The sequence below is a fragment of the Pseudomonas sp. K5002 genome (genome assembly GCF_013386655.1).
GTDB lineage: Bacteria > Pseudomonadota > Gammaproteobacteria > Pseudomonadales > Pseudomonadaceae > Aquipseudomonas.
Genome location: NZ_JACARK010000053.1, coordinates 14125 through 33201, shown reverse-complemented (window position 1 = coordinate 33201; position 19077 = coordinate 14125). Strand labels below are relative to the sequence as shown.

The 19077-nt window shown below is 59.1% G+C and carries 18 protein-coding genes; 8 read left to right on the top strand and 10 right to left on the bottom strand.

The features are described 5' to 3' along the window. From HX846_RS03695 to HX846_RS03675, 5 genes are all read left to right on the top strand, one after another. Positions 1-537, top strand: a 537-nt coding sequence (locus tag HX846_RS03695) for an ABC transporter substrate-binding protein (RefSeq protein ID WP_306173103.1), incomplete at its 5' end; no start/stop codon positions are given. Continuing rightward, positions 534-2435: an ATP-binding protein gene (locus HX846_RS03690; RefSeq protein ID WP_177019615.1), complete on the top strand. Its 1902-nt coding sequence runs from the start codon at positions 534-536 to the stop codon at positions 2433-2435. The genes HX846_RS03695 and HX846_RS03690, both read left to right, overlap by 4 nt. 248 nt (positions 2436-2683) lie before the next feature. After that, the gene (gene fabA / locus HX846_RS03685) at positions 2684-3199 is read left to right on the top strand and encodes a 3-hydroxyacyl-[acyl-carrier-protein] dehydratase FabA (protein WP_003210552.1); all 516 of its coding nucleotides are present in this window, start codon (positions 2684-2686) and stop codon (positions 3197-3199) included. An 11-nt stretch (positions 3200-3210) separates the two neighbouring features. Then, positions 3211-4431: a beta-ketoacyl-ACP synthase I gene (gene fabB, locus HX846_RS03680; RefSeq protein ID WP_003210553.1), complete on the top strand. Its 1221-nt coding sequence runs from the start codon at positions 3211-3213 to the stop codon at positions 4429-4431. Positions 4432-4651: 220 nt separating this feature from the next. After that, on the top strand, positions 4652-4882 hold the full coding sequence (locus tag HX846_RS03675; RefSeq protein WP_177116746.1) for a hypothetical protein: 231 nt from the start codon (positions 4652-4654) through the stop codon (positions 4880-4882). Between the two features lie 56 nt (positions 4883-4938). Here HX846_RS03675 and HX846_RS03670 read toward each other — a convergent pair whose 3' ends face one another. Both HX846_RS03670 and HX846_RS03665 read right to left on the bottom strand, forming a co-directional pair. After that, positions 4939-6564, bottom strand: a complete 1626-nt coding sequence (locus HX846_RS03670) for a methyl-accepting chemotaxis protein (protein WP_134327086.1) — start codon at positions 6562-6564, stop codon at positions 4939-4941. 148 nt (positions 6565-6712) lie between these two features. Beyond that, on the bottom strand, positions 6713-7717 hold the full coding sequence (locus tag HX846_RS03665) for an amidohydrolase family protein (protein WP_008434016.1): 1005 nt from the start codon (positions 7715-7717) through the stop codon (positions 6713-6715). A 140-nt stretch (positions 7718-7857) separates the two neighbouring features. Here HX846_RS03665 and HX846_RS03660 point away from each other — a divergent pair, with 140 nt between their 5' ends. After that, a complete protein-coding gene (locus HX846_RS03660) occupies positions 7858-8274 on the top strand; it encodes an OsmC family protein (RefSeq protein WP_003210558.1) in 417 nt (138 codons plus the stop codon). A 64-nt stretch (positions 8275-8338) separates the two neighbouring features. Further along, on the top strand, positions 8339-9211 hold the full coding sequence (locus tag HX846_RS03655) for a pirin family protein (RefSeq protein WP_178964988.1): 873 nt from the start codon (positions 8339-8341) through the stop codon (positions 9209-9211). Positions 9212-9346: 135 nt separating this feature from the next. Here HX846_RS03655 and HX846_RS03650 read toward each other — a convergent pair whose 3' ends face one another. The 4 genes from HX846_RS03650 to HX846_RS03635 form a co-directional block, all read right to left on the bottom strand. Then, on the bottom strand, positions 9347-10075 hold the full coding sequence (locus HX846_RS03650; protein WP_178964987.1) for a dienelactone hydrolase family protein: 729 nt from the start codon (positions 10073-10075) through the stop codon (positions 9347-9349). Between the two features lie 66 nt (positions 10076-10141). Further along, positions 10142-12046 carry a molecular chaperone HtpG gene (gene htpG / locus HX846_RS03645; protein ID WP_003210561.1) on the bottom strand — a complete coding sequence of 635 codons (1905 nt, stop codon included), beginning with the start codon at positions 12044-12046 and terminating at the stop codon, positions 10142-10144. Between the two features lie 89 nt (positions 12047-12135). After that, positions 12136-12588 (bottom strand): PaaI family thioesterase, encoded by a 453-nt coding sequence (locus HX846_RS03640; RefSeq protein WP_087694453.1) that lies wholly within the window; start codon positions 12586-12588, stop codon positions 12136-12138. Then, on the bottom strand, positions 12585-13061 hold the full coding sequence (locus HX846_RS03635) for a PaaI family thioesterase (RefSeq protein ID WP_003210563.1): 477 nt from the start codon (positions 13059-13061) through the stop codon (positions 12585-12587). Before HX846_RS03635 ends, HX846_RS03640 begins: the two co-directional genes overlap by 4 nt. A gap of 157 nt (positions 13062-13218) precedes the next feature. On the opposite strand from HX846_RS03635, the gene HX846_RS03630 reads away from it, so the two are divergent. Beyond that, entirely contained in the window at positions 13219-13461 is a 243-nt protein-coding gene (locus HX846_RS03630; protein WP_003210564.1) for a hypothetical protein, read from the top strand. 149 nt (positions 13462-13610) lie between these two features. On the opposite strand, the gene brnQ is transcribed toward HX846_RS03630, so the two are convergent. The 4 genes from brnQ to lpdA form a co-directional block, all read right to left on the bottom strand. Next, positions 13611-14924: a branched-chain amino acid transport system II carrier protein gene (brnQ, locus tag HX846_RS03625; RefSeq protein WP_177054674.1), complete on the bottom strand. Its 1314-nt coding sequence runs from the start codon at positions 14922-14924 to the stop codon at positions 13611-13613. Positions 14925-15341: 417 nt separating this feature from the next. Then, positions 15342-16223: a succinate--CoA ligase subunit alpha gene (gene sucD, locus HX846_RS03620; RefSeq protein ID WP_003210566.1), complete on the bottom strand. Its 882-nt coding sequence runs from the start codon at positions 16221-16223 to the stop codon at positions 15342-15344. Beyond that, the gene (gene sucC, locus HX846_RS03615; RefSeq protein WP_003210567.1) at positions 16223-17389 is read right to left on the bottom strand and encodes an ADP-forming succinate--CoA ligase subunit beta; all 1167 of its coding nucleotides are present in this window, start codon (positions 17387-17389) and stop codon (positions 16223-16225) included. Before sucC ends, sucD begins: the two co-directional genes overlap by 1 nt. Before the next feature lie 214 nt (positions 17390-17603). Continuing rightward, the gene (gene lpdA, locus HX846_RS03610) at positions 17604-19040 is read right to left on the bottom strand and encodes a dihydrolipoyl dehydrogenase (RefSeq protein WP_003210568.1); all 1437 of its coding nucleotides are present in this window, start codon (positions 19038-19040) and stop codon (positions 17604-17606) included. Positions 19041-19077: the final 37 nt, after the last annotated feature.

Below are 19077 nucleotides of genomic sequence, written 5' to 3'. Positions count from 1 at the left end.
CCACCGCTGGACCGACAACTGCGCCTGATCACCGGCATCCTGCCTCAGGCCCGGCGCATCGGCGTGCTCTATGGCATCGACAGCGAGTTCCTGCTGCGCGAGCTGCGCCAGTACGCCGCGCCCATGGGCCTGGAGATCGTGCCCCAGCTTTGGGAAAACATTAATGACAGTCGCCCGCTGCAAAGCCTGTTCAAGAACAGCGACGTCTTGCTGGGGCTGGATGATCCCCAGCTGTACAACCCGAAAACCGCGAAAAACCTGCTGCTCAGCAGCTACGCCAGGCAATTGCCACTGGTCGGGCCCAACGCCGGGTTCGTCAAGGCCGGCAGCCTGGCCAGCACCTACAGCGATCAGACCGACTGGCTGGATGTGCTCGACCGCCTGCTGGATCATGCGCCGGCCAGTTGGCCGCGCTCGCTGTACCCGGAACGTTTCAAAGTCGTAGGCAACCCGCAGGTTGCGCGCTCACTGGGGATCGAACAGGTGGACGAAACCAACGTCGCCGCCCGCCTGGCCGAAGGAGAAAAACGCCCATGACATTTCGTCGCCGTTGGGACATCAACACCCGGACCCAGCTCATTACCCTGGGCCCGGCACTCCTGCTGACGCTGCTGTTGATCAGCTTCTTCACCTTCGTGCGGATCCAGGACCTGCGCCAGGAACTGGACCACACCGGCCAGTTGATCGCCAACCAACTGGCGCCGGCCACCGAATACGGGGTGATTTCCGGCAACAACGACGTGCTTGAAAGCCTGTTGCGGGCCACCCTCGCCACGCCGCACGTGCGCTTCCTGGAGATTCAGGACAGCGCAGAAAATATCCTGGTGTATGTCGAGCAACCGTCGGAGAAGCACGATCGCTCGCTGTCGGTGAAAGTCTTCCAGGCGCCGATTCGCCTGCAACATATCCAGCTGGGCAATGACTTCTTCCAGGACAGTACTGCCGAGCCCAAGGCCCCGCGCGCGGACTACCTGGGGCGAGTGATTGTCGGCATGTCCAACGATGCGTTCAGCCAGCGCCAGCAGGAAATCCTGTTCAAGGCCGGGATTCTCGCGCTGTTCGCCCTGCTGTTTACCTTCCTGCTGGCCCGGCGCCTGGCGGCCAGCCTGTCGCAACCGATCAGCGCCATGGGCAATGCGGTCAAGGCGATCCAGCAGGGCGATTACCAGACGCCGCTGCCCATCGTGGATGACTCGGAGCTGGGCGACCTGTCGCGCCACATCAATAACCTCGCCGATGGCTTGAACCAGGCCAGTCGTGAACAGCACCAGGCCATGGCCCAGTTGATCCAGACCCGCGAAGAAGCCGAGCGGGCGAACAATGCCAAGTCGGACTTCCTGGCAATGATGAGCCATGAATTGCGCACGCCGATGAACGGGGTGCTGGGCATGCTGCAACTGCTGGAAACCACCGACATGACCGAGGAACAGACCGAATACGCGGCGCTGGCCTCGGAGTCCACCGAACACCTGCTGAAGGTGATCAACGACATCCTCGACTTCTCGCGCATCGAGCGCGCGGCCCTGGAGCTTGAGCACATTCCGTTCGACCTGGTGGAGCTGATCAGCAGTTGCGCCCAGGCCTTCCAGCACGCCGCCCAACAACGCGGGCTGGCGCTCGAAGTGCCGATCCCCCAGGGCCTGGGCTCGCTGCAGGTACAGGGCGACCCGACCCGCATCCGGCAGATTTTGGTGAACCTGATCGGCAATGCCCTGAAGTTCACCGAGCAGGGCACCGTCACCGTCGAACCCCACTGGCAGACCCTGGACCATGAATTGCTGTGGTTCACCTGCACCGTGCGCGATAGCGGGATTGGCATTTCCGCCGAGCGCCTGGAACTGATGTTCGATGCGTTCCAGCAAGCCGACAGTTCCATTTCAAGACGTTACGGCGGCACCGGACTGGGACTGCCTATCGCACGCACCCTGGCCGAACGCATGGGCGGCACCCTGCGCGCCCAGAGCGAAGAAGGCCACGGCTCGGTGTTCACCCTGGAAATCCCGCTGGCGATCTACCAGCAGAGCTTGCCGGTGCTCGCGCCGAATACCGAAGGCAATGCCCGTGCGGGCGAAGGGCGCAACGTGTTGCTGGTGGAAGACAACCCGGTCAATCGCACGGTGGTCGAAGCCATGCTGCGCAGCCTGGGGTTCGAGGTGAGCATCGCCACCGACGGCGCCGAAGCGATTCGCAGCGCCGAGAGCCTGATTTTTACCGCAATCCTGATGGACTGCCGACTGCCGGGCATCGATGGCTACGAGGCTACCCGGCAGATTCGCCAGTTGCCCGGTTGCGCCGAGCTGCCAATCATTGCCCTCACGGCCAATGCCTTGCAGGGCGATCGGGAAGCCTGCCTGGCAGCTGGAATGAACGATTACCTGGCAAAGCCGTTCAAACGCACGGATTTGCAGCAAATCCTGCAGAGATGGGTGCAGTAACACGGTGCCATCAGCCAACTGCGACTGGCGTGAAAGACGAAAGTGCGGCAGTCTTAGGCACCCGAACGGGCCCGTAAACCGGCCCGGTTTATAATTTCAGTGCACAAGTGTACATTCATGACCTTGACGCTGTGACTTTCACTACAACGCAATAGTCTATGTGTAGGCTGCCGATATGAGGCATGAACGCTTCAGTCGGCCGGGAAGATTTGCCCTGCCCTGCCGCATGGGATTATTGAGGAGCTCGCATGACCAAACAAAACGCCTTTACTCGGGAAGACCTGCTGCGCTGCAGTCGCGGTGAGCTGTTCGGCCCAGGTAACGCGCAACTGCCCGCCCCGAACATGCTGATGGTGGATCGCATCACCCATATCAGCGAAGAGGGTGGCAAGTACGGCAAAGGTGAATTGGTCGCCGAGCTGGATATCACCCCTGACCTGTGGTTTTTCGCCTGCCATTTCGAAGGCGATCCGGTGATGCCGGGCTGCCTGGGCCTTGACGCCATGTGGCAGCTGGTCGGTTTCTACCTGGGCTGGCAAGGCCTGCCGGGCCGCGGTCGCGCCCTGGGTTCGGGCGAAGTGAAGTTCTTTGGCCAGGTCTTGCCGACCGCCAAGAAAGTCACTTACAACATTCAAATCAAGCGCGTCCTCAAGGGCAAGCTGAACCTGGCCATTGCCGATGGTTCGGTGACTGTCGACGGTCGCGAGATTTATACTGCCGAAGGCCTTCGGGTCGGCGTATTCACTTCCACTGACAACTTTTAAGGGTTATCCGCATGCGCCGCGTCGTTATCACTGGTCTGGGCATTGTTTCGTGCCTGGGCAATGACAAAGAGACCGTCTCCGCTAACCTGCGTGCAAGTCGCCCTGGCATCCGCTTCAACCCGGAATATGCCGAAATGGGTCTGCGTAGCCAGGTTTCCGGCTCCATCGACCTGCCCCTCGAAGAACTGATCGATCGCAAGATCTATCGCTTCGTCGGCCACGCAGCCGCTTACGCCTACCTGGCCATGAAGGACGCGATCACCGATTCCGGCCTGAGCGAAGACCAGGTATCCAACGTGCGCACCGGCCTGATCGCCGGTTCCGGTGGCGCGTCGACCTTGAACCAGATGGAAGCGCTGGACATCCTGCGCGAGAAAGGCGTCAAGCGCGTTGGCCCGTACCGCGTCACGCGGACCATGGGCAGCACCGTTTCCGCCTGCCTGGCCACGCCGTTCAAGATCAAGGGCGTGAACTACTCGATCTCCTCCGCTTGCGCCACCAGTGCTCACTGCATCGGTACCGCTGTAGAGCAGATCCAGTTGGGCAAGCAGGACATCGTGTTTGCCGGCGGCGGTGAAGAAGAACATTGGAGCCAGTCGTTCCTGTTCGACGCCATGGGCGCCCTGTCGACCCAGTACAACGAAACCCCGGACAAAGCCTCCCGCGCCTATGACAAGAACCGTGATGGCTTCGTCATTGCCGGCGGTGGCGGCATGGTGGTGGTCGAGGAGCTGGAACACGCCCTGGCCCGTGGTGCGAAGATCTACGCGGAAATCGTCGGCTACGGCGCGACGTCCGACGGCTACGACATGGTTGCGCCAAGCGGCGAAGGCGCCATCCGCTGCATGCAGATGGCCATGTCCACCGTTGATACCCCGATCGACTACCTGAACACCCACGGTACTTCGACTCCGGTCGGCGACTCCAAGGAAATGGAAGGCGTGCGTGCGGTATTCGGCGACAAGGCTCCGGCGATCAGCTCTACCAAGAGCCTGTCGGGTCACTCCCTGGGCGCCGCTGGCGTTCACGAAGCGATCTACTGCCTGCTGATGATGGAAGGCAACTTCATGGCAGGTTCTGCCAACATCGAGGAACTGGACCCGGACGTGGCTGACATGCCTATCCTGACCAAGACTCGTGAAGATGCGACCATCAATACAGTGATGAGCAACAGCTTCGGCTTTGGTGGCACTAACGCCACCCTGGTGCTGAAACGCTGGCAGGGTAAGTAAGCTCTCGCAGCTTGATCGCCTGAAAACGCCCCGACTGGTTCGGGGCGTTTTTTTACCCGTTTACCGCGCTTACAGTGGCTCACTTTTGAAAGCCGGAATGCGTGCCCAGTCAAAAGTAAGCAAAACGCTCTTGCCCGATCACTCGGCACCTCGCTCAGGCTTGAGTGTTTAGAAGCAAAATCAAAAGCTAAAACGGGCACGGTCCAATGTGGGAGCGGGCTTGCTCGCGAAGGTCGTTAACGATGACGCTGGCATCCTGATTCAACGCGGCGTTCTCAGGTTTTCGCCGGCAAGCCGGCTCCGACAGAAAAGCGGTTCTGCTTTTGCTTCTAACACTCAGGTCGGCTTCCAGGCCGCCGTGCTCTTGCTTTTGATCTTAGGCGCCCCGCCGACAGGCGGGGCAGAGCGCTTTGGTTACTTTGCCGCTTTTTTGCAAAGTGACTCGCTGTAAGAGCGAAACCATAAGCCGCCGTGACCGCAGCAACGGATATGCCCCCCCCCAACAACCTAAACCGAAAACCGAGCCACCATCGTATTGAGATCCACCGCCAACCGCGACAACTCCTGGCTCGCCGCACTGGTCTGGTTCGCCCCCGCCGACGTCTGCTGTGCCAAATCGCGAATATTCATCAAATTGCGATCCACCTCCCGCGCCACCGCCGCCTGTTCTTCCGAGGCACTGGCAATCACCAGGTTGCGCTCATTGATCAGGGTAAACGCCGAAGCAATCTCCTCCAGCGCCGTCCCCGCCGACTTGGCGATATCCAACGTTGACCGCGCCCGAGTATTGCTCTGCTGCATGGAGCTGACAGCCTGATCAGTCCCCTGCTGAATCCCACTGATCATCTGCTCGATTTCCTGGGTCGACTGCTGCGTACGATGCGCCAAGGCCCGCACCTCATCCGCCACCACCGCAAACCCACGCCCGGCATCCCCAGCTCGCGCCGCTTCGATGGCGGCATTCAGCGCCAGCAAATTGGTCTGCTCGGCAATCGAACGAATCACATCCAGCACCTTGCTGATGCCATACACCTTCTGCGCCAGGTCCTCCACCTGAGTCGCATTGGCCGTCACATCATCCGCCAGGGACTCAATCGACAACACCGTCTGATGCACCTGCTCGCGACCATGCTGGGCAATACGGTCCGACTCACGGGACGCCTGTGAAGTGGCCACCGCATTGCTCGCCACCTCCTCCACCGCCGCCGTCATCTGGTTCACCGCAGTAGCCGCCTGCTCGATTTCCTGACTCTGCTGATGCAACCCACGGGTGGCATCTTCGGTCACGCAACTAAGCTCTTCGGAAGCCGACGCCAACTGGCTGGACGAATCGGAAATACGCCGAATGGTTTCCCGCAGGCTCTCCTGCATGCTTTTCAGCGCCTGCTGCAAACGCGCCGGCTCATCCTGGCCGCTGACCGTAATCACCCCGGTCAGATCGCCACTGGCCACACCCTGGGCGACTTTCAAAGACTGGGATAACGGCAGCACAATACTGCGGGTCAGCAACAATGCCAGGCCGATGGTGATCAGCGCCGTCACGGCAATCATGCCAACCACCCAACTGCGCGATTGCGTGAACACACTTTGCGCCAGGCTCGCCGCCTGATTGGCACTGACCTTGTTCAACGTCACCAGCTCACGCAGGGTACCGGCCAGTTCGTCGGCCAACTGGTTCATCTCGCCGTTGACCACCTTGATCGCGTCTTCCAACTGATTCGCCTGCGAAAACGCCATCACCTGTTCCTGGCGCTGCAGGTAACGCTCTTCCTCGGTTTTAAAGCGATCGAACAGCACCCGCTCTTCAGGCAGCACGATCAAGCCTTCATAGAGGGACTGAGCCTTGTGCAGGCCGCTTTTCAGCTCGGTGATTTTCTGCTCATTCTGCGTGATTGCCTGCGGGTCGCGGTTAAGCAGCAGCCGCAACGTCAGGGCCCGCACCCGCAGCAGGTCCTGATTCATCTCGCCGACCGCCATCACGCTGGGCAGCCAGTTGTTTTCCACCTGGTCAGACTGCTGGCGCATATTGCCCATCTGCAACAAGGCGAACCCGCCCAGGGCAAACACCATCAGCGCCAGCAAACCAAACCCCAGGCCGGCGCGAGGGGCGATATTCAGACTTCTGATATTCATGCTCGGAATCCTTCCAAAAGCGCTGCATCCACCTGCAGCGGGCTCTTGAAAGGTATCGGCGAGTTGAGACTTTTGCCTAAGACGAAAACGCGATATCAAAACGCCTTATGATCGCCCCGCCCCGCCTGTAGCGATTCAGCTAAACCCATCACCTGGGCTTGGGCAGAATCGCCAGGAAATTGTCCCGCGCGACCTTTCTGGCCACATCCTCAGGCAACGCATCGAGGAACGGGTCAAAGCTGCGCATTTCCTTACCGAGCTTGTTGAAGCGTCCTACTACGTCTGAGCCAAGCATGAAGCGGTCCGGGAAGCGCTCCACCAGCTTTACCCACTCAGGGCGTGCCTTTCCCGCCTCATCCAGCAAGTAAGGCGTGAGCACGCTCCAGGACAGGTCGACGTACAGGTTGGGGTAAGCCTCCAGCATGCGCGCCAGGGTCGGCAGCAAAAAATCCATCTGCGTCTGGTGCCGATGGATCTCCATGCTGCTGCCCGCATGGGCCCAGATAAACCGGGTGTGCGGGTGATTACGCAGCGGCTCTTCCATTTCCGCCAGGTACAACGGATTTTTCTCACGCTTGGAGGTGATGTTGGAATGCACCATCACCGGCAGATCATTCTCCGCGGCCAGGTGATAGATGCGGGTCATCGCCTCGTTGTTGGCCCTTGGGGTGTCGCCGGAGGTCAGCGCGGTCAGGTCGTCGTGACGGGTGAAGACTTCGCCGATGCCTTGCCAGAGCCCAGGATTGAGGTCGAGCATGCGCTGGATATGGGATGCGGCATTTTTATCGTTGGGATTGAAACCACTGAGGAACGGATGAAAGCGCTGACGTTGCTCCGGGCTCAGTTTATTGACCGCATCGGCGACGAACACGTCGGTGGCGCTATACCAATAGGCGTCGGCGTCGTCCCCGGCGTAATAGCGCGGCCGCTTGGGTTCGTCCTCATGCCATTTCTTGGCCACCGGAATGCCGGAAATCATCACGTGCTCGATGCGATTATCGGCCATGGCCTTGAGTAATTTATCCATGCCCGCCGACTCCTGGAAGAAATCGACGTAATGCAGGTGTGCATCGCTGTAGGCATAGTCGCGAGCCTGCACCGCAAGGCTTGCGGCGGTCAGCAACAGGGCAATACTCAGGCGGGTCCGGCGCACGGGGGTATCTCAAACAAGGGCTAATGCCGGTAGACCTCGGACCGCGCCTGCGGGTTCAGCGGTAAACAACGGGGAACACCAACGTGCCAGCATGCTCTATAACTGCATGAGCTTCTTCCTGCCACCCTGTGAGGTTTGCCATGCCTGTTACCGTGAACACGCTGAACGCCGAAAACTTCCGCCACAGCGTCAATATCAATAACCACGAGCTGTTTACCGACCTGCCCAAGAGCCTTGGCGGCGACGATTCGGCGCCCTCCCCCCACGATTACTTCGACGCCGCACTGGCGTCCTGCAAGGCCCTGACCGTCAAGCTCTATGCGCAGAAAAAAGACATACCGCTGACCGGCGTGACCGTGGAAGTCACCCATGACAGCACCGAAGAGCAAAAGGGCAAATACAAGCTCAACGTCAAACTGACCCTCAAGGGCGTACTCACTGACGAGCAGCGCGACGAGCTGCACCGCGTGGCGGATCGCTGCCCGGTGCACAAGCTGATGACCACGGCCGAAGTTACCATCGAGACCCGGCTCTCCGAAGGCGCCTTCAGCCAGTAGCGGCAACCTCCCGTCGAGCGGGTTATGCTCAGTACCATCAGACCCGCTCAGACTGGGAAGCACCATGACCACCGTGACCGTGATTCGCCCGCGCGCCGAAGATGTGGAAGGCCAACCGATCCTGCGCCCACTGCCCTCCAGGCAATGCCGCAGCGTCGGGCCTTTCGTGTTTTTCGACCATATGCTGCAAACCCGTTATGCCCCGGGTACCGGCATGAACATTCGCCAACACCCGCACATCGGCCTCTCTACCCTGACCTACCTGTTTGAAGGCGAACTCCTGCACAAGGACAGCCTCGGCTCCGATCAGATGGTCAAGGCCGGGGACGTCAGCTGGATGACATCCGGCAGTGCCATTGCCCACGTTGAACGCAGCCCCGAGGCGTTGAAGGCCAGTGGTTTCAGCCTGCACGGGTTGCAAGTGTGGCTGGCCTCCCCCAAGGAACATGAACAAGGGCCTGGGCATTACAGCCATCATCCGGCCGCCAGCTTGCCGGTGAGCGATAACCTCGGCGTGCAGATTCGCCTGATTGCCGGCAATGGCTTTTGCCTCGAATCGCCGGTGCCGGTGTTGTCGCCCACCTTGTATGCCGAGGTGCGGATGCAGACGGCTACCACCCTGCTGATCCCGGATGAGCATGAAGAACGGGCGGTGTATGTGCTGGAGGGTGAGGCGCAGTTGGATGGCGAAGCGCTGGAGGTGCATAGCCTGGTGGTGTTGCCGGCAGGCGCAAGCATGGGGCTGTTTGCCGAGACTGATTGCCACCTGGTGGTGTTCGGCGGCGCGGCGCTGGATGGGCCACGGCGGATTAACTGGAATTTTGTCGCGAGTGATCCGGCGTTGATCGAGCAGGCTCGGCAGCGTTGGGCGGCTGGGGATTGGCCGACAGTGCCGGGGGAAAGTGAGCGGATCGAGTTGCCTGGAGGCAAGGCTTAAGCGCTTTATTGCCTATGAAATAGCTTTCGCGAGCAAGCCCGCTCCCACATTTCGACCGCGTTCCTTCAGGATGTACACGGTTAAAATGTGGGAGCGGGCTTGCTCGCGAAGGGGCCAGCTCAGGCAACCGAACTATCAGCCCTTGAACACTTCATCCAGCAAGTTATGCATCGACTGAAAGGCCCGCGCAGCGGTCTTCGCGTCATACATCATCTTGCCCGGCACATTCGCGTGCGGGTCGGTAAACGAGTGCACCGCACCGCCGTAGCTCAGCAATTGCCAATCCACACCGGCGGCGTTCATTTCGTCTTCAAACGCCGGCAGTTGCTCCTTCGGCACCAACGGGTCGGAAGCACCGTGCAACACCAGCACGGAACCCTTGATGTTTTTTGCATCGGCCGGGTTCGGCGTGTCGAGGCTGCCGTGGAACGAAACGGCAGCTTTCAACGGTGCACCGGTACGTGCCAGCTCCAGGGAGCAGCAACCACCGAAGCAGAAACCAAAGGTCGCCAGCTTCGAGGTATCCACCGCCGCTTCAGTCTGGGTTTTCAGGTGATCAAGCGCGACCTGCATGCGCTTGTTCAACAGCGGCCGGTCATTCTTCAACGGCATCATCGCCGCACCCGCTTCATCGCCGTTCGAAGGGCGGACGGTTTGCCCGTACAGGTCGGCAAGCAGCACCACATAGCCCTTGCTGGCCACGCTCTTGGCGATCTCTTCAGCGCCGGCACTGACACCCATCCAGTTCGGCGCCATCAACAACCCTGGCAGCGGGCCCTTATGACTGACATCAAATGCCAGGCGGCTTTCATAAGACTGGCCATCAATCTGATAGACCACGGAACGCACGGTGATTTGGCTCATCATTTACTCCAGGTGAAAGGCTCCAGAACGAAAAAACCCGCCGAAGCGGGTTTTTCTACAACGGTGTTAAACCGACAGTTCAACCAACAGCTTGTTCAGTCGGCGCACATAAGCGGCCGGGTCTTTCAGGCTGTCGCCGGCAGCCAGGGCTGCCTGGTCGAAGAGGATGTGCGACAGGTCGCCAAACCGCTCTTCGCTCTGCTCGCCGTCGAGTTTCTCGATCAGCGGGTGCGCCGGGTTGAATTCAAAGATCGGCTTGGAATCCGGAACCTTCTGACCGCTGGCTTCCAGGATCTGACGCATCTGCATGCCCAGGTCCTGCTCGCCGATGGCCAGGATCGCCGGGGAATCGGTCAGACGGTGGGAAACCCGCACTTCGCTGACGGCATCGCCCAAGGCGGTCTTGATTCGCTCAACCAGACCCTCTTTGGACTTGGCCACTTCTTCAGCGGCTTTCTTGTCTTCTTCGGAATCCAGGTTGCCCAGGTCCAGGTCGCCGCGGGCGACGTCAACAAAGCTCTTGCCGTCGAAGTCGCTGAGGTAGCTCATCAGCCACTCGTCGATGCGGTCGGTCAGCAGCAGCACTTCGATGCCTTTCTTGCGGAAGACTTCCAGGTGCGGGCTGTTCTTGACCTGAGCGTAGGTTTCACCGGTCAGGTAGTAGATCTTGTCCTGACCTTCCTTGGCGCGAGCCAGGTATTCAGCCAGGGAAACGTTCTGCTCGCCGTCGTCACCGTTGGTCGATGCGAAACGCAGCAGGCCGGCGATTTTTTCCTTGTTGGCGAAATCTTCTGCCGGGCCTTCTTTCATGACCTGGCCGAAGTTTTTCCAGAAGCCCTTGTATTGCTCAGGCTCGTTTTTCGCCAGCTTTTCCAGCATGTCGAGGACACGCTTGGTCAGCGCCGACTTCATCGAGTCGATGATCGGGTCTTTCTGCAGGATTTCCCGCGACACGTTCAGCGACAGGTCGTTGGAGTCAACCACGCCCTTGATAAAGCGCAGGTACAACGGCAGGAACGATTCCGCCTGGTCCATCACGAATACGCGCTGCACATACAGCTTCAGGCCTTTCGGCGCTTCACGCTGGTACAGGTCGAACGGAGCACGGGCCGGTACGTAGAGCAGCGAGCTGTATTCCAGCTTGCCTTCGACCTTGTTGTGGCTCCAGCTCAGCGGGTTTTCGTAATCGTGGGCGATGTGCTTGTAGAACTCCTGGTATTCCTCGTCCTTGACTTCGGTACGAGGACGGGTCCACAGGGCGCTGGCGCGGTTGACCACCTCCCATTCCTGGGCTGGGGCTTCTTCGCCTTCGGCCGCCGCTTGTTCTTTCGGCAACTCGATCGGCAACGCGATGTGGTCGGAGTACTTCTTGATGATATTGCGCAGACGCCAGCCATCGGCGAACTCGTCTTCACCGGACTTCAGGTGCAGGACGATGCGGGTACCACGATCAGCCTTGTCGACAGTGGCGATTTCAAATTCGCCCTCGCCCTTGGACGACCAGTGCACGCCTTCGCTGGCGGCAAGGCCGGCACGGCGGCTGAATACTTCAACCTTGTCGGCAACGATGAAGGCCGAGTAGAAGCCCACGCCGAACTGGCCGATCAGGTGCGAATCTTTCTTCTGGTCGCCCGACAGGTTCTTCATGAAATCAGCGGTGCCGGATTTGGCGATGGTCCCCAGGTGGGTGATCGCATCGTCACGGCTCATGCCGATACCGTTGTCTTCGAGGGTGACGGTTTTCGCGTCCTTGTCGAAGCTCACACGGATTTTCAGTTCCGCGCCACCTTCCAGCAACTCAGGCTTGGACAGGGCTTCGAAACGTAATTTGTCGACAGCGTCAGAGGCGTTCGAGATCAATTCGCGAAGGAAAATTTCCTTGTTGGAATACAGCGAATGGATCATGAGGTGCAGCAGTTGCTTCACCTCGGTCTGGAAGCCCAGGGTTTCCTTTTGAGTTTCCACACTCATGGTCATCAAACTCCAATTGGATGGCAGTGGCCGCGCCCTTGAGGGTTGGCGGCGGGTTGTCATCAAAGTTGGGGGCTAAGACCAGGATTTCAAGGGCGAGCCGGTTCCTCAATCTTGAAATGCGCACGGGCGGTGGCAATCGGTTCGGCCTGGGTACTTTGCCATGCGGTGATCGCCACGTTGGCCACCCGCCGGCCCTGGCGCCACACCTGGCATTTGGCGTAGGTGTCGCGAAACTGGCCGGCGCGCAGGTAATCCAGGGAGAAATCGATGATCTTGGGAACACCAGGCGCACCGGTGAAAACCAGCAAATGCAAGGCTGCGGACAGCTCCATGAAGCCCGCGATCACCCCGCCGTGGATCGCCGGCAATATCGGGTTACCAATGTTGTCCTTGTTGGCCGGCATGCGGAACAGCAATTCATCCCCCAGCCGCGTGCATTCGATACCGATCAGCCTGGCGTAGGGAATCAGGTTGAGCAGCGCCTCATAGTTGCCCCGTTCGTGGGCTTGCTGCAGACGGGTCTTGAACTGATGTTTCATGCCTGTTCTCCCTTGATTGCATTGCCCAGGCCCTGGCTGCCCTTGAGGCGCTTGCCCATGCGCATGAACGTGCCCACCACGTGGGCAATCGGTTGCTGCGGATCGTCCTGGTAGGCGAAGCCGCGGGTGAAGATCACGTCGGTGGTCACCCGGTAGCACTGGGCAAAGCCGAATACCGGTTTATGGGGCTCGGCCGGGTGCATGTAGTCGATGCGCAGGTCCAGGGTCGGGCAAACCTCGAACTCCGGCAGTACGCACAAGGTAGCCATGCCACAGGCGGTGTCCATCAAGGATGTGATGGCGCCGCCGTGGATCACGCCGGTCTGCGGGTCACCGACGATATGCGGAGCATAGGGCAGCACCAGCGTCATGCCGTCCTCACTGGCGGCGTGCACCTGGATGCCCAGCACCTGGCAGTGGCGCAAGGCTGAAACAAAGCGCGTGGCACGGGATAAAAGAGGATTTTCGGTCATTCGTTAAAGACTCTTATTAGTGTGGAGCCGGCGGAGTAGACAACCTTGCTGAAAGTTCCCTAGGGAAAAGCCTTATATATCTGTGAGATTTAAGGAACTAAGCGTTGGGCATAGGCTCGAAAGGCCAGTAGATATCTTCAATAAGGAGAAACACCCCATGCGCAAGACTTTAGCTATTTCCATGATGCTGGCTGCTGCCCTCGGCCTCGCTGCCTGCGACAAAAAATCCGAAGACAAAGCCCAAGACGCCGCAGCCCACTCTGAGCAAGCTCAGAAAGACATGGCGAAAGCACAGGATAAAGTGAACGACGCTGCGAAAGAAAACGCCGATGCTGCCAAAGCTCAGGCTGAATCGAACGAAGCTGCTGCGAAAGAAGCAACACCTGCAACCGGTTCTTGAGTCTGACGACTTGAACACTGTGACGTGAAAAGTCATGTTGCAAAAGAAAGCCCGCTTAATAGCGGGCTTTACTTTGTCCGGTGCTTTTAACCCGGCCGGGCAGCTCGAAACTTCGAACTAAACCTCGGCACAAGTTAGTGGCTAAACGTTTAAGCCATCGCTTCACTGCGTTTGCCCAGCAGGCGGTCAATCACCACCGCAACCACCAGCGTCATCACCGAAGGCACCAGCCACGCCAGGCCCTGCTCGCTCAGCGGCAGGTGAGCCAGTTGCGATGGCATCCAGTCAGCCAGGCCCGCGCCCTTCAGCGCGTCAATGCAACCGAAGATGAACGACACCAGCATCACCGGGCCAACGATCCGGCCCTGCTCCTGCCAGAAGTCCTTACAGAAGCTCAGGGCCACCAGCACGATGCACGGCGGGTAGATGGCGGTCAGCACCGGGATCGAGAACGCGATCAGCTTGGTCAGGCCCAGGTTGGACACAAACAGCGAGAATACCGCCAGGATCACCACCAGGGTCTTGTAGGACAGCGGCAGTACGCGGCTGAAGTACTCGGCGCAGGCGCAGGTCAGGCCCACCGCGGTTACCAGGCACGCCAGGGAAATCAGCACGGCGAGGAAGCCGCTGCCCAGGGAGCCGAAGGTGTGCTGGACGTAGGCGTGCAGCACGGCGGCGCCGTTGGCGGCACCGGCCGCCACTTCATGGCTGCCTGAACCGAGGCGGAACAGGCTGATGTACACCAGCGCCAGGCCCACACCGGCAATCAGCCCGGCGATGATCGCGTAGCGGGTGATCAGCTTCGGCGACTCGACGCCACGGGAGCGGATCGCGTTGACGATCACAATGCCGAATACCAGCGCGCCGAGGGTATCCATGGTCAGGTAACCATTGATAAAGCCCTGGGAGAACGGTGCGGCCACGTACTCAGGGGTGGCAACACCCACATCGCCGGCCGGCAAGGCAAAGGCAGCAATGCCCAAGACGGCCAGGGCGATGATCTTCAACGGTGCCAGGAAACGACCAACCGTATCCAGCAGACGGCCCGGGTACAGGGAGATGAAGAACACCAACAGGAAGTACACCGAGCTGTAGAGGAACAGCGCCAGCGGGCTTTCACCGGTCAGCGGCGCCAGGCCCACTTCAAAGGAAACGGTGGCGGTTCGCGGGGTGGCGAACAACGGGCCGACAGCCAGGTAGGCCGCCGCTGCCAGCAAGCCACCGGCGATCTTGCCGATCGGACTGCTCAACGCGTCCATGCCACCACCGACCTTGGCCAGGGCGATAACGGTGATCACCGGCAAACCGACCGCGGTGATCAGGAAGCCCAGCGCCGCCATCCAGACATGAGGCCCGGACTGCAAACCGACGATTGGCGGGAAGATGATGTTGCCGGCGCCCACGAACAGGGCAAAAGTCATAAAGCCCAACGCCAGGATGTCCTGGCTTTTCAACACTTTCATTTGAGGAAATACCACACTACTGAATCGGAATTTAGAGAGGGCTTCCCTATGGATGAGGGAAATACTGCCGGTCCGGATGGGGACCGACCGGTCTGGCGCGAGGCTTCCTTTTGGGAGGCACACGCATAAAGAGGCGGCTAGCCTAACGAATTTGCGGGTCAAACGCACTGTTGCGGGGCGAACTGTCCGATAAGCGACATTTTTATGTCGCGTTTTTATATCTAAATTTTGAAATACGATCGAATGTGGGAGCGGGCTTGCTCGCGAAAGCGGTGTATCAGCCACTCATGAGCTGACTGACACACCGCTTTCGCGAGCAAGCCCGCTCCCACATGTTGATCTCCACCAACCTTCAGAATGCACAAAGGCCACCCGAAGGTGGCCTTTGTGGGGTGAAGCGTCAGTTAAGCGCGAGGCTTACTTGACAGCCCAACCGGTCAGCTCGGACAAAGCCTTGCCGATGTCTGCCAGCGAACGCACGGTTTTAACGCCTGCGTCTTCCAGGGCAGCAAACTTCTCGTCTGCAGTACCCTTGCCGCCAGAGATGATTGCGCCAGCATGGCCCATGCGCTTGCCAGCAGGGGCAGTCACACCAGCGATGTAGGAAACAACCGGCTTGGTCACGTGTGCCTTGATGTAGGCAGCCGCTTCTTCTTCAGCCGAACCGCCGATCTCACCGATCATTACGATCGCTTCGGTCTTCGGGTCTTCCTGGAACAGCTTCAGGATGTCGATGAAGTTCGAGCCTGGGATCGGGTCACCGCCGATGCCGACGCAAGTCGACTGACCGAAACCGGCGTCAGTAGTCTGCTTGACAGCTTCGTAGGTCAGGGTGCCGGAACGGGAAACGATACCGACTTTACCTGGCAAGTGAATGTGACCTGGCATGATGCCGATCTTGCATTCGCCTGGAGTGATCACGCCTGGGCAGTTAGGGCCGATCAGGACTACGCCCAGCTCGTCGCACTTAACTTTAGCGTCCAGCATGTCCAGGGTAGGAATGCCTTCGGTGATGCAAACGATCAGCTTGATGCCGCCGAATGCTGCTTCCAGGATGGAGTCCTTGCAGAAAGGAGCTGGAACGTAGATCACGCTGGCGGTGGCGCCAGTGGCAGCTACAGCATCTTTCACGGTGTTGAACACTGGCAGGCCCAGGTGCTCGGTGCCGCCTTTACCAGGAGTAACGCCACCCACCATCTTGGTGCCGTATTCGATGGCTTGCTGGGTGTGGAAACTACCTTGGGAACCGGTAATACCCTGGCAGATAACCTTGGTGTCTTTATTGATCAGGACGCTCATTATTTGCCCTCCGCAGCTTTGACAACTTGTTGAGCAGCGTCGGTCAGGCTGGTAGCAGCGATGATGTTCAAACCGCTTTCTGCCAGTACTTTAGCGCCCAGTTCAGCGTTGTTACCTTCAAGGCGCACAACAACCGGGATTTTAACGCCGACTTCTTTCACTGCACCGATGATGCCTTCGGCAATCATGTCGCAACGAACAATGCCGCCGAAGATGTTGACCAGTACTGCAGCGACGTTGGAGTCGGACAGGATGATCTTGAACGCTTCGGTAACGCGTTCTTTGGTGGCACCGCCGCCTACGTCGAGGAAGTTGGCTGGTTTGCCGCCATGCAGGTTGACGATGTCCATGGTACCCATGGCCAGGCCAGCACCGTTGACCATGCAACCGATGTTACCTTCCAGGGCTACGTAGTTCAGTTCGAACTTGGCAGCGTGCGCTTCGCGCGGATCGTCTTGCGAGGGATCGTGGAAAGTCTTCAGCTTAGGCTGACGGTACATGGCGTTGGCGTCGATGTTGATCTTGGCATCGAGGCAATGCAGATCGCCGTCGGCCTTGATCACCAGCGGGTTCACTTCCAGCAGGGCCAGATCGTGATCCTGGAACAGTTTGGCCAGACCTACGAAGATCTTGGCGAACTGGGCAACTTGCTTGCCTTCCAGACCCAACTGGAATGCCAGCTCGCGACCCTGGAATGGCTGAGCGCCAACCAGTGGATCGATAGTGGCTTTCAGAATTTTTTCTGGGGTTTCTTCAGCGATCTTCTCAATGTCCACGCCACCTTCGGTGGAGGCCATGAACACGATGCGACGGCTCGAACGGTCAACGACAGCGCCCAGGTACAGCTCTTTAGCGATATCAGTGCACGATTCAACCAGGATCTTGGTGACTGGCTGGCCATTGGCATCAGTCTGGTAAGTCACCAGACGCTTGCCCAGCCACTGCTGAGCGAAGGCTTTGGCGTCTTCTTTGCTGCGAACCAGCTTAACGCCGCCCGCTTTACCGCGACCACCAGCGTGGACCTGGGCTTTGACAACCCACTCGGTGCCGCCGATTTTGTCGCAAGCTTCTGCTGCTGCTTCCGGGGTGTCTACTGCGTAACCCTTGGATACTGGCAGGCCGTATTCAGCGAACAGCTGCTTACCCTGATACTCGTGAAGATTCATGCTTATTACCGTCTTCGTTAGGTACTGCGCATTCGGCGCTGCGCTCTTTATTGAGTGCCGCGCCACCTGTGACTGCTGCTTGCACAGTCAAACCACCAAAGGCCTGAACCCTGGGTGGTGAAACTGCGCAAGACTGCGTCCAGCGGATATTCCGCGGTGAGTCTTGCGCACAAGGCTCACGACGGGCAACCGCCGTGGTTTCTTATTATCTCGCTTAGCGCTTCTTCTTGTTGGCGATGTGGATGGCATGGCCATTCACTGCCAACGCGGCTTCGTGCAGCGCTTCGGACAGGGTCGGATGGGAGAAAACCATCATGCCGATGTCTTCGGCGCTGGTGCCGAATTCCATACCGATTGCGCCTTGCTGAACCAGTTCTGCTGCGCCTGGGCCGATCACATGGACGCCCAATACGCGGTCAGTCTTGGCATCAGCGATGACTTTGACAAAACCACCGGTGTCGTTGGCTGCCATGGCACGGCCAGAAGCGGCAAACGGGAAGGTGCCGACGTTAACTTCAACGCCTTCAGCTTTCAACTGCTGTTCGTTCTTGCCGACCCATGCAATTTCCGGGTGGGTGTAGATAACAGACGGGATCAGGTCGTAGTTCATCTGGGTCTTGTGACCCTTGATGCGCTCGACAACCATGATGCCTTCTTCGGAAGCCTTGTGCGCCAGCATCATGCCGCGAACCACGTCGCCAATGGCGTAGACGCCCGGCACGGTGGTAGCGCAGTGATCGTCAACGTGGATGAAACCACGCTCGTCGATGTTCACGCCGCTGTCGGAAGCCAGCAGGTCAGTGGTCACCGGACGGCGACCAACGGCTACGATCAGCTTGTCGAAAGTGATGGTCTGTTCGCCATCCTTGTCGGTGTAGGTCACGACAACTTCTTCGCCGTTAACCTTGGAACCGGTAACACGAGCGCCCAGCTTGATGTCCAGACCTTGTTTGGTCAGGGTTTTCAGCGCTTCTTTGGACACTGCGGTGTCGGCAGCCAGCAGGAACGTGTCCAGGGCTTCCAGCACGGTCACTTCGGAACCCAGGCGGGACCAGACCGAACCCAGTTCCAGGCCGATCACGCCAGCGCCGATCACGCCCAGACGTTTTGGAACCGCTTGGAATTCCAGGGCGCCGGTCGAATCAACGATCACGTTCTGGTCAACCGGAGCCGGTGGAATGTCGATTGGACGCGAACCTGGAGCCAGGATCACGTTCTCGGCTTCGATGATTTCGGTCGAACCGTCAGGCTTGGTGATTTCAACTTTCTTGCCGGCCAGCAGTTTGCCGTGGCCTTGCAGGGAAGTAACGCCGTTGGCCTTGAACAGGGTAGCAACGCCGGAAGTCAGGCCTTTAACGATGTTGGCCTTGCGGCCGACCATCGCTGGCACGTCCATGGTCACGCCAGCGTGGTTGATGCCGTGGATGGCAAAACCGTCTTGCGCTTCGTGGAATTTCCAGGAGCTGTCCAGCAGCGCCTTGGAAGGAATGCAGCCAACGTTCAGGCAAGTACCGCCCAGCGCCAGTTTGCCTTCCTTGTCGGTGTATTTTTCGATGCAAGCAGTCGAGAGGCCCAGTTGTGCGGCCTTGATGGCGGCAACGTAGCCGCCAGGGCCTGCGCCAATCACTACAACGTCAAATTTCTGCGACATGAAAAAAAATCCTCTTTAGCTAAAAGCTTCAAGCCGT

Coding starts and splice junctions, on each gene's coding strand:
- HX846_RS03660 (WP_003210558.1), top strand. CDS start 7,858: ATGCCTGTTACCGTGAACACGCTGAACGCCGAAAACTTCCGCCACAGC.
- fabB (WP_003210553.1), top strand. CDS start 3,211: ATGCGCCGCGTCGTTATCACTGGTCTGGGCATTGTTTCGTGCCTGGGC.
- brnQ (WP_177054674.1), bottom strand. CDS start 14,924: ATGAAAGTGTTGAAAAGCCAGGACATCCTGGCGTTGGGCTTTATGACT.
- HX846_RS03635 (WP_003210563.1), bottom strand. CDS start 13,061: ATGACCGAAAATCCTCTTTTATCCCGTGCCACGCGCTTTGTTTCAGCC.
- fabA (WP_003210552.1), top strand. CDS start 2,684: ATGACCAAACAAAACGCCTTTACTCGGGAAGACCTGCTGCGCTGCAGT.
- HX846_RS03640 (WP_087694453.1), bottom strand. CDS start 12,588: ATGAAACATCAGTTCAAGACCCGTCTGCAGCAAGCCCACGAACGGGGC.
- htpG (WP_003210561.1), bottom strand. CDS start 12,046: ATGAGTGTGGAAACTCAAAAGGAAACCCTGGGCTTCCAGACCGAGGTG.
- HX846_RS03650 (WP_178964987.1), bottom strand. CDS start 10,075: ATGAGCCAAATCACCGTGCGTTCCGTGGTCTATCAGATTGATGGCCAG.
- HX846_RS03670 (WP_134327086.1), bottom strand. CDS start 6,564: ATGAATATCAGAAGTCTGAATATCGCCCCTCGCGCCGGCCTGGGGTTT.
- HX846_RS03690 (WP_177019615.1), top strand. CDS start 534: ATGACATTTCGTCGCCGTTGGGACATCAACACCCGGACCCAGCTCATT.
- sucD (WP_003210566.1), bottom strand. CDS start 16,223: ATGAGCGTCCTGATCAATAAAGACACCAAGGTTATCTGCCAGGGTATT.
- HX846_RS03630 (WP_003210564.1), top strand. CDS start 13,219: ATGCGCAAGACTTTAGCTATTTCCATGATGCTGGCTGCTGCCCTCGGC.
- HX846_RS03655 (WP_178964988.1), top strand. CDS start 8,339: ATGACCACCGTGACCGTGATTCGCCCGCGCGCCGAAGATGTGGAAGGC.
- lpdA (WP_003210568.1), bottom strand. CDS start 19,040: ATGTCGCAGAAATTTGACGTTGTAGTGATTGGCGCAGGCCCTGGCGGC.
- sucC (WP_003210567.1), bottom strand. CDS start 17,389: ATGAATCTTCACGAGTATCAGGGTAAGCAGCTGTTCGCTGAATACGGC.